1 pseudogene is annotated in these 616 nt (G+C 43.5%); it reads right to left on the minus strand.

Annotated features, from left to right (window positions below):
- Positions 1-616, minus strand: a pseudogene (locus CXF88_RS14375) (transposase); the annotation flags it as partial.

The raw sequence follows: 616 nt of genomic DNA on the forward strand, positions 1-616 counted from the left end.
TTCAGTGGTGATTTTAAGCCAATTATCTGCGGGGATGTTGAGTCTATTCAGTATGTCCTGGCTGCTTGAGCTAATGGCACCACGCTTATCTTCTCGAATTATCCGACCGGTATCTTCAACCAATACAATGTAGTCTTTTACACTGAACATGAGCCCGTTAGGCATATTGAGCCTTTCATTTCCCACAAACGGTAATAGCTCTGCTGGTTGTTCTCCTTTCATTGCTGAATTGATACGGCGCTGAATACTGGTGTAATCTGAGGTTTCGGGGGTTGCTGCCATTTTAGCGCGGATAGGGTTTAAATCGACATAGGCCATACAGGCTAATACTGCAGCTTCATCAAGCAATGCCTGTGATTTGAATCTACCCTCCCAAAATCGCCCTGTGCATTTATCTTCTTTGTTGGCCATTCTGGCGATGGGCTCACTGAGTGAGCGCATAAACCAACTGATATCAATTAAGCGTTTACGGTATTCGGTAATGCATTGATTGACGGTTTGCAGTTCAAACTGGTTAAGGTCTTCCTCTTTTAGGTATTTGTGCGTGAGTAACGTACCTTTAAAGCCCTTGTGCCATTGAATTAGCACTTCTTTATCTGACCACTTTTTTGCTTTG

Origin of the sequence: Shewanella sp. ALD9 (assembly GCF_002836315.1) — a bacterium.
Lineage (GTDB): Bacteria > Pseudomonadota > Gammaproteobacteria > Enterobacterales > Shewanellaceae > Shewanella.